A 7203-nucleotide genomic window follows, 5' to 3' on the forward strand; every position below is an offset into this window, starting at 1 on the left:
TGGATTGGGGCCCGTTGGTCGGCGCGGTGGCGGTCAGGTGCGGCGGGCGAGGAAGAGGTCGTGGAGGTGGGTGACGTCGATGCGGCCGCCGTGGGCGTCGAGGACGGCGGCGGTGTCGGCGAGGGCCTGGGCGCGGCGTTCGGCGGGGAGGGCGACGTAGAGGGAGATGGAGGAGAGGTAGTCGAGGTAGTGGTCGGTGGCGAAGTGGCTGTCCTCGCGGAAGCGCAGTGAGCGGAGGTCGGTGAAGCGGTCGTCCTGCGCGCAGTCGACGGCCGGCCAGTGGCCGAGCATGTCGGGCCAGTGGCCCGGGGTTTCGCCGAAGGAGGAGGCGAGGACGGCGTGCGGGGTGTGGGTGAGTCCGTACCGGCGGTCGACCTCGGCGAGGGCGGCGTGGAGGTCGGGATCGTGGACGCCGAGGGGGTTCCAGAAGAGGGCGACGGTTCCGCCCGGGGCGAGGAGGTCGTGGGCGAGGTCCCAGCGGCGGGCCGGGTCGATCCAGTGCCAGGAGGTCGCGGCGAGGAGGAGCCCGAAGCGGGTGTCGCCGGGCTGCCAGTCCTCGAAGTTGCTCACCTCGATGCGGACATGGGGGTGGGCCGCGGTGTTGCGGCGCAGGACCTCGGCCATCCGGGCGTCGGGTTCGACGCAGGTGAGCGGGCTGTTGAGGGCGGCGGCGAACGGGACGGTGGCCTTGCCCGTGCCGGCTCCGGCTTCCAGGGCGGGGCGGTCGCCGAGGTCGGCGTAGTCCAGGACGGTGGAGACCAGGATGTCGGGGTAGCCGGGGCGGGCGGTGTCGTATATCTCGGCGACGCTGCCGAAGACCTGGCGGCGGGTCATGTCGAGGGGGTTGGGGGAGGAGGACATGGCGGCCCTTCGGAGCAGGGGCGGCCCGCGCACCGGGTGGGGTGCGCGGGCCGGAGGGAGGTAGGGGGACCTTCAGAGAAGGTCGAAGTCGAACTCGCCGTTCGCGACTGCGGTGATGAACGCGGTGTGGGCTGTTGCAGTGAAGGACAGCGCGGGACCAGAAGGGTTCTTGGAGTCGGCCACTGCAACTCCGTGACGAAGGTCCAGGGCGTACTCGACACAGTTCTCGTTACCGCCGCTGTAGCTGGACTTCCGGTAGTCGAAGCCTGTGGCAGAAGCGTCGGGAAAGTGACTCACTTGATCAGTTCTCTCTGTGCAGTGATGAAGCTGAGTGATGCGTCGACGGACAGGGCCTCAGCCGTGATCTCCTGGAACTTTGCTCGGTACAGCTCCACATCGGCCGGATCCTCGACCCACAAGCCGTTCAGTAGCCCTTCGACGAAGACGACGTCGAGGTCCCGCCGTTGAGGAAAGCCCATCAGGGCGAGGGCGCCGCTCATGCCGGGGTGGATGGCCGCCCCGGCTGGCATGATCTGGATGTTGACATTCGGCAGACGGCTCAGTGTGACGAGCTTGTCCAGTTGCGGGCCCATGATGTCGGGTCGGCCCGCATTGGTCCGGAGCGCCGATTCATGAACCACAGCCCAGACTTCGACAGGGTTCGGGCGGGTCAGGATCGATTGGCGGGCCATGCGGACCTGTACCAGGTCGTCGACTGTTCCGCCCGGTGCCGTTCTGAGGCGGTCGATGACGATCCGGGCGTACTCGGCAGTCTGGAAGAGGCCTGGAATGAAGGCTGGTTCGTACGTCTTGAGCGTCGAGGCATCCGTCTCAAGGACGATCAGGTCGAGGGCGGACGCGTTCATCGCGTCGCGGTAGCTCAACCACCAGCCGCGCTTGCTGCCGTCCTTGGTGATGGCGATGAGACCGGCCCTGAACTCCTCGTCGTCGCAGCCGTAGTAGTCGAGAAGCTTGTGGACGTCTTCGATCTTCGCGGCTGTGCGGGCGTTCTCGATGCGGTTGAGCTTGGGTTGGCTCATGCCCGTGGCGTCCGCCGCTGCTTCGGCAGTGATCTTCTTCTGCTCACGTAGTCTGCGCAGTTCCTCGCCGAGTCGACGGCGACGAACAGTTGATACCGCCATGCAGTGCCCCTCCTACGTGTCGGTGGACCAGTCTGCCCGGGCGGCGCGACGTTCGCTACCGGCAACTGGCCTCAAGCGTGACCGAATTCAGGTTCGATATGCAATTTTGCAGACTTGCGAGATTGGGTTGCACGGCATCGATGCTTCGCGTCATGCTGTGAGTCACGCGACGAGTGCGCTGAGTGATCGAGTGCCTCGTGAATTCGCGCTTCCCCATCACCCCTACGGAGGTCTCCGTATGTCCACGCTCCCCCTGCCCCCCGACTGGTCCGTCGCCCGTGAGGAGTTGCGCGAGGTGCTCGTGCGCGCCGGGTGGGCCGGCTCCGTCCTGGGTGACGCCGAGTTGGCGTTGTGTGAACTGTTCGTCAAAGCCTGGAAGCACGGGGGGTCGCCGGCTCCGCTCGTCGTCGTCGTGCTCCTGGAGGGGGTGCTCCGGGTGTCCGTCGCGGACGGGTGTCCGAAGTTGCCCGAGCAGAGAGCGGCGGACGGGCCGTTCGCGCTCTCCGGGCGCGGACTGCACCTCGTGCGCTCGCTCACGGACCGGTTCGGGACGGACCCGCGCAGGTCCGGCAAGTCCGTCTGGTTCGAGCTGGACGCCGCCGCGTGAGCGCCGCCAGCGGGCCGATCGAGCCCCACGACCCGCGCATCCGTACCTACTCCGAGGCCGAGGTCGACGCTCTCCTGCTCGAGCTGCACGAGCGCGGAAAGGCCCTCGGCATCGTCTGGCCCTCGGCCACCACCGAAGGCGTGGTCGACGGCCGGGTGCTGGTCCGGTTCGGCAACGCTCCGACCGCCACCCTTCTCAACCTCCTCGCCCTGTTGGAGGACCGGCCGTGAACGCGGCCCGGCTGCTCGTCGGGATCGCGCTCTCCTTCCTCGCCCTCCTCGCCCTGGCGACCGTCGTCCTCGGCGTCCGCCTGGCCTTGCGGATGCCCGGGCGTCCGGAGGACGACGAGTTGTCGGACTGACACCGCCACGCCCACCAAGGCCGTTCGGGGGCAGGTGTCGGACGGCCTTGGCACGTTATGGCCGGCATGTGCGGGGATCGGCTGCCGGAAGGCGGTTGCTGCAAGACCACCGCGCGACCACGTTGGCCGGGGGACAATAGGGGGAGGGGTCGAGTTGGGCGGGGGTGTTCGACCTGGCGTCGCATCGTCGGCCGGGGGCCGGGACTGGGCGAGGCGTAGGCTCCGGTTGATCCTCAGGGCTTCCGGGGTAGTGATGGTGGAGATGCGGCAGATGCCCGAACTTCAAGAAGTTGCGAGAACTGGCTTCTCCGCTGTCTGAACGGGCAGGCCGCGAACCTGCTCCCCGCACACGCGGGGTTGGTCCCTTGCAGCCCGGTGCGACCTCCGGCGCGACGACTGCTCCCCGCATACGCGGGGTTGGTCCCGTCATGTGATTTTGTCTCTCTGTTCGGTGATGCTGCTCCCCGCGCACGTGGGGTTGGTCCCCAAGGCCACCGGCAAGACCTGTCTCGGCTCTCCCCACGCACGCGGTATCGACGTGAGGTTCCACGCTCTCGTCCCTTCGGTGAAGGGACGAGAGCGCAGGGCCGACCTTGGCCCCCGTGGTCGCGTGCCCCCCCGTGCCCGTCGGCCGTTGAGGAGACCGCTCCCGAAAATCCTCAGAGGACCCCGTCCCCTCGGCGGCCGGCGTAGCCGCTGTGCGAGGATCGGCCGCCGGAAACCCGGTGCCACAAGACCGCCGCGTGATCGCGTTAGTAGGGCATGGAGCAAATACAGGGGGCGCCGCCCGACTTTCCGGCCTTCGTGGCGTCGCGGGGGCGTCATCTGCTGCGGACGGCGTTCCTCCTCACCGGTGGTGACGCGCATCTCGCCGAGGACCTCGTCCAGGAGGCCCTCGGCCGGGTCTTCGTGAAGTGGCGTCGGATCTCGCGCATGGACAATCCCAGCGGCTACGCGCAGGCCGTCCTGGTCAACACTTTCCTCTCGCACCGCCGTCGGCGCAGCAGCACCGAGCGGGTCACCGACGTGCTGCCGGACGTCGCGGTCGCCGACCCCGACCCGGCCCTGCGGCTCACCCTCCTCCGGGCGCTCGGCGAACTGCCGCCCCAGGACCGGGCGGTGCTGGTGCTGCGTTACTGGGAGGACCGCAGTGTGGAGGAGACGGCGGCGGCGATGCGGCTGAGCAGCGTGGCCGTGCGGTCGCGCAGCAGCCGGGCGCTGGCCCGGATGCGGGACAAGCTGGGGGCGGCGTTCACGGACAAGGAGGTGCTGCGTCATGCCGGTTGAGAACGACTTCGAGGACAAGTTCGAGGACGACTTCGAGGACGGGTTCGCGCAGGCGTTGCGCGGGGCCGCGGCCCTCGCGCCGGAGGCGGCACTGTTCGGCCTCGCCGCCGGTGCCGAGCGGCGCGGGCAGCGACGGCGCAGCCGCCGGCGGGCCGCGGTGGCGGGTGTCGCCGCGGTGGCGGTGCTGGCGGTCGGCGGAGTGGGCGTGTTCGTCGACGCGGGTCCGGGCGCGGGCCTGTTCGGGCCGGCGGCCGCGGAGCCGGCGGTCGATCCGATGACCTCCGAGGAGGTGGTGGAGCTGGTGACCGGTCTGCTGCCGCCCGCCTCGGTGCAGACGGTGACGGCCGAGACGCCCGGGGTCCCTGGTCCGGCGAACAACAAGCACGAGACGTTCGGCGTGCTCCGGTACGACGACGGCCGGGGTGCGAGCCTCCTCAGCTATTCCGTCGAGCGCGGCGCGCAGCGGCCCGAGGCGGCGGCCGTTTGCATGGACGGGTTCACCACGCCGCAGGACTCCTGTGAGCGCACCACCCGCCCGGACGGCTCGGTGCTGGTGGTCGACAAGCTGCGGGACACCAGTTTCCCGGGCAAGCGCGAATGGCGGGCGACCTGGGCGACTCCGGACGGCACGGTGATCCGTGTCACCGAGTACAACGGGCAGCCGGCCACCCCGACCCGGGAGACACCGCCGCTGGACGACGGGCAGCTCGCGACCCTGGTGACGTCTCCCGCCTGGGCGCGGGTCGTCGCCGCGCTGCCGGCGCACCCGGACGCACCGAAGCCGGACCGGTCGCCGGCCGACACCCCGGCGCCGGCCGCGACCACCCCGGCGTCGGCCGAACTGCTGGCGAAGCTGACGAAGTTGCTGCCGCCCGGCGCGCAGGCCTCCGGGGTCGACGAGCAGCACGCGGCGCTGACGGTCACGTTCGAGGGGCGCACCAGCAAGATCTCGATCTACGCCGAACCGGCCGGACCGCGTGGGCAGCGCGACAAGAAAGACGCCGAGGAGGGGCTGCCGACGCCGCTGGAGGTGCACGACAAGCTCTCCGACGGCACCCTCCTCGTGCTCAACCGCTTCGGCAACGGCAAGACGGCCGTGAACCCGGTGCTGCACTGGACGGCGAAGGTCTACTACCCGGACGGCCGGAACATCCTGCTCAACGAGTGGAACGGTGAGAACGGCTACGACTACCAGCCGGGCGATCCCGCACTCTCGATCGAGCAACTGAAGGCGGTGATCACGGCGCCCGACTGGCGCAGGTGACGCGGTGACGCCTCCTCCGGCCCCTCCCCCTTGTCCTGCCGCTCCGCACGGGGGAGCGGCAGGACAAGGGGGATCGGCGATGGACCTGGCCGGGGTGGCGCGGGAGGCGTTCGGCGGCGGGCGGCGGCTGGCCGGGGTGGAGCGGTTGCGCGGGGGCAGCAAGAAGGGCGTGCACCGGCTGCTGTTCGAGGACGGCGGGACGGCGGTCGCGTACGTGTGGAGCGCGGCCGAGAACCACTGGCCGGGCGCGGACGAACCGGCGGACGACGCCGATCCGTTGGCGCACGCCTCCGGGCTCGCGCTGTTCGGGGCGGCGCAACGTCGGCTGACCGCGCTCGGGGTCCGGACGCCGCGGGTGCACCTGCTGGACGGGAGCCGCACCCGGTTCCCGGCGGACGTCGCGGTGGTCGAGGACGTGACCGGGCCGAGCGGGGAGAATCTGGAGGCGCTGCTGTAGCGGGACCCGCGGGCCGCAGCACCGGTGCTGGCCCGGTTCGCCGACAGGCCCTGGCCCTGGTGGGGTGAGGGAGGAGGACGGCGTCAGTCGGTCTCCCTGGGATCGCCGGTCCCGGCGTAAGTAATCCAGGCGGTGAAGGCCTGCGTGTCGACCGGATACCAGATGCGCCCGCCGCCGGTGACCTCGTACTGCCAGCGTTCGAGCTCCCGTCCCTTGAAGTCGGCGGTCGCGAGTTTGCCCTTCAGCCGGTGCTGCCGACCCTGGTTGTCGGTGGCTCGGGGCGTGGACCTGATGCGGTCGTAGGCGCGGCGGAGACCGGTTGGTGCGTGGCGGGTGAGGAGGTCCCAGCCCTCGGCGGCTGCGGAGTCGGCGAACCGGAGGTCGTACTCGCCCTCGATCGGCGGAGGTGCGGCGCGGTCGCCGCGCTTCGGGCTCACTCGGGCTCGCCGGGTCGTGGCACGGGGCCGAGGTCGCCCTCGGGCTCGCGGGTCAGGGCGGTGTACAGGGCGGGGTCGGCGTGGACCTCGGCGGTGTGGCGCCACTGGGTGAGCAGCAGGGCGATCGGAGCGAGGTTGTCGAGGGCGACCGCGCCGCGGGCGACGTCCACCAGCTCGCCGACGAGCAGGTCCACGTCCTCCTCGGGGAGGAACGTCACCCAGGGCAAGGCATCGGGAAGGGCGGCCTGGAGGGCAGCGGTGTTGCCGGTCCGCACCAGTCCGCCGAGCAGGCGGGACGTGAAGTCGACAACGGTGGTGTCCTGTTCCAGCTGGTCGACCCGCATCAGCCTGAGGCTGTCGGCATCGTGGCGTCGGGGCTGTCCACGGTAGCTCGGATGTCCGCCCGGTGAGGCGGATCAGCTGCCGTCGCGGCGGATGCGCTGATGCCATTCCTTCTCGAACACGACGTTGCCGGCCTCCTCCGCCCGGAGTTGGGTGTGGGCGAGGAGGTGGGTGGCGTCGCAGCGGAGTTCGGTGCGGGTGTGGAGGGTGATGTCCCAGCCGAGGGCGGGGCGTTCGAGGCGGAGGGTGCGGTCGGTGCGGGCCTGGGCGCTGAGGGGGGTGGCGGTGAGGATGCGGTAGGCGGTGACGGTGTGTTCGGCGCGGACCAGGCCGTCGGGGTGGGTGCGGGTGCCGTCGGTGGCGGGGGAGAGTTCGGTGCGCCATTCGCGGCGGCCGATGTCGTGGACGGTGACCCGTTCGGGGCGGGCGGTGAGCGGTTCGGTGA

Annotated in this window: 11 protein-coding genes and 1 pseudogene; 6 read left to right on the top strand and 6 right to left on the bottom strand. The window is 70.6% G+C overall.

The features are described 5' to 3' along the window. Window positions 1-33 precede the first annotated feature (33 nt). The 3 genes from ADK60_RS15115 to ADK60_RS15125 form a co-directional block, all read right to left on the bottom strand. Entirely contained in the window at window positions 34-861 is an 828-nt protein-coding gene (locus ADK60_RS15115) for a class I SAM-dependent methyltransferase (protein ID WP_053646389.1), read from the bottom strand. A 72-nt stretch (window positions 862-933) separates the two neighbouring features. Next, window positions 934-1158, bottom strand: coding sequence for a DUF397 domain-containing protein (locus ADK60_RS15120; protein ID WP_053646391.1), 225 nt, complete (start codon window positions 1156-1158; stop codon window positions 934-936). After that, the gene (locus tag ADK60_RS15125) at window positions 1155-2003 is read right to left on the bottom strand and encodes a helix-turn-helix domain-containing protein (RefSeq protein WP_063783150.1); all 849 of its coding nucleotides are present in this window, start codon (window positions 2001-2003) and stop codon (window positions 1155-1157) included. Before ADK60_RS15125 ends, ADK60_RS15120 begins: the two co-directional genes overlap by 4 nt. Before the next feature lie 238 nt (window positions 2004-2241). Here ADK60_RS15125 and ADK60_RS43395 point away from each other — a divergent pair, with 238 nt between their 5' ends. From ADK60_RS43395 to ADK60_RS15150, 6 genes are all read left to right on the top strand, one after another. Further along, entirely contained in the window at window positions 2242-2610 is a 369-nt protein-coding gene (locus tag ADK60_RS43395) for an ATP-binding protein (RefSeq protein ID WP_053646396.1), read from the top strand. Next, entirely contained in the window at window positions 2607-2840 is a 234-nt protein-coding gene (locus ADK60_RS15135; RefSeq protein ID WP_053646398.1) for a hypothetical protein, read from the top strand. The genes ADK60_RS43395 and ADK60_RS15135 overlap by 4 nt, the downstream gene beginning before the upstream one ends. Beyond that, window positions 2837-2971, top strand: a complete 135-nt coding sequence (locus tag ADK60_RS47645) for a hypothetical protein (protein WP_286163488.1) — start codon at window positions 2837-2839, stop codon at window positions 2969-2971. The genes ADK60_RS15135 and ADK60_RS47645 overlap by 4 nt, the downstream gene beginning before the upstream one ends. A gap of 762 nt (window positions 2972-3733) precedes the next feature. Beyond that, window positions 3734-4258: a SigE family RNA polymerase sigma factor gene (locus tag ADK60_RS15140; protein ID WP_053646400.1), complete on the top strand. Its 525-nt coding sequence runs from the start codon at window positions 3734-3736 to the stop codon at window positions 4256-4258. Beyond that, window positions 4248-5522, top strand: coding sequence for a hypothetical protein (locus tag ADK60_RS15145; RefSeq protein WP_053646401.1), 1275 nt, complete (start codon window positions 4248-4250; stop codon window positions 5520-5522). The genes ADK60_RS15140 and ADK60_RS15145 overlap by 11 nt, the downstream gene beginning before the upstream one ends. Window positions 5523-5601: 79 nt before the next feature. Next, window positions 5602-5979 carry a hypothetical protein gene (locus ADK60_RS15150; protein WP_053646403.1) on the top strand — a complete coding sequence of 126 codons (378 nt, stop codon included), beginning with the start codon at window positions 5602-5604 and terminating at the stop codon, window positions 5977-5979. A gap of 83 nt (window positions 5980-6062) precedes the next feature. Here ADK60_RS15150 and ADK60_RS15155 read toward each other — a convergent pair whose 3' ends face one another. The 3 genes and pseudogenes from ADK60_RS15155 to ADK60_RS15165 form a co-directional block, all read right to left on the bottom strand. Next, on the bottom strand, window positions 6063-6416 hold the full coding sequence (locus tag ADK60_RS15155) for a hypothetical protein (RefSeq protein WP_053646405.1): 354 nt from the start codon (window positions 6414-6416) through the stop codon (window positions 6063-6065). Next, window positions 6413-6760, bottom strand: a complete 348-nt coding sequence (locus tag ADK60_RS15160) for a hypothetical protein (RefSeq protein ID WP_079008375.1) — start codon at window positions 6758-6760, stop codon at window positions 6413-6415. Before ADK60_RS15160 ends, ADK60_RS15155 begins: the two co-directional genes overlap by 4 nt. Window positions 6761-6832: 72 nt before the next feature. Next, a pseudogene (locus ADK60_RS15165) lies at window positions 6833-7203 on the bottom strand (CocE/NonD family hydrolase); the annotation flags it as partial.

Source organism: Streptomyces sp. XY431 (assembly GCF_001279805.1).
Classification (GTDB): Bacteria; Actinomycetota; Actinomycetes; order Streptomycetales; family Streptomycetaceae; genus Kitasatospora; species Kitasatospora purpeofusca.

Coding starts and splice junctions, on each gene's coding strand:
- ADK60_RS15115 (WP_053646389.1), bottom strand. CDS start 861: ATGTCCTCCTCCCCCAACCCCCTCGACATGACCCGCCGCCAGGTCTTC.
- ADK60_RS15125 (WP_063783150.1), bottom strand. CDS start 2,003: ATGGCGGTATCAACTGTTCGTCGCCGTCGACTCGGCGAGGAACTGCGC.
- ADK60_RS43395 (WP_053646396.1), top strand. CDS start 2,242: ATGTCCACGCTCCCCCTGCCCCCCGACTGGTCCGTCGCCCGTGAGGAG.
- ADK60_RS15140 (WP_053646400.1), top strand. CDS start 3,734: ATGGAGCAAATACAGGGGGCGCCGCCCGACTTTCCGGCCTTCGTGGCG.
- ADK60_RS15145 (WP_053646401.1), top strand. CDS start 4,248: ATGCCGGTTGAGAACGACTTCGAGGACAAGTTCGAGGACGACTTCGAG.
- ADK60_RS15150 (WP_053646403.1), top strand. CDS start 5,602: ATGGACCTGGCCGGGGTGGCGCGGGAGGCGTTCGGCGGCGGGCGGCGG.
- ADK60_RS15160 (WP_079008375.1), bottom strand. CDS start 6,760: ATGCGGGTCGACCAGCTGGAACAGGACACCACCGTTGTCGACTTCACG.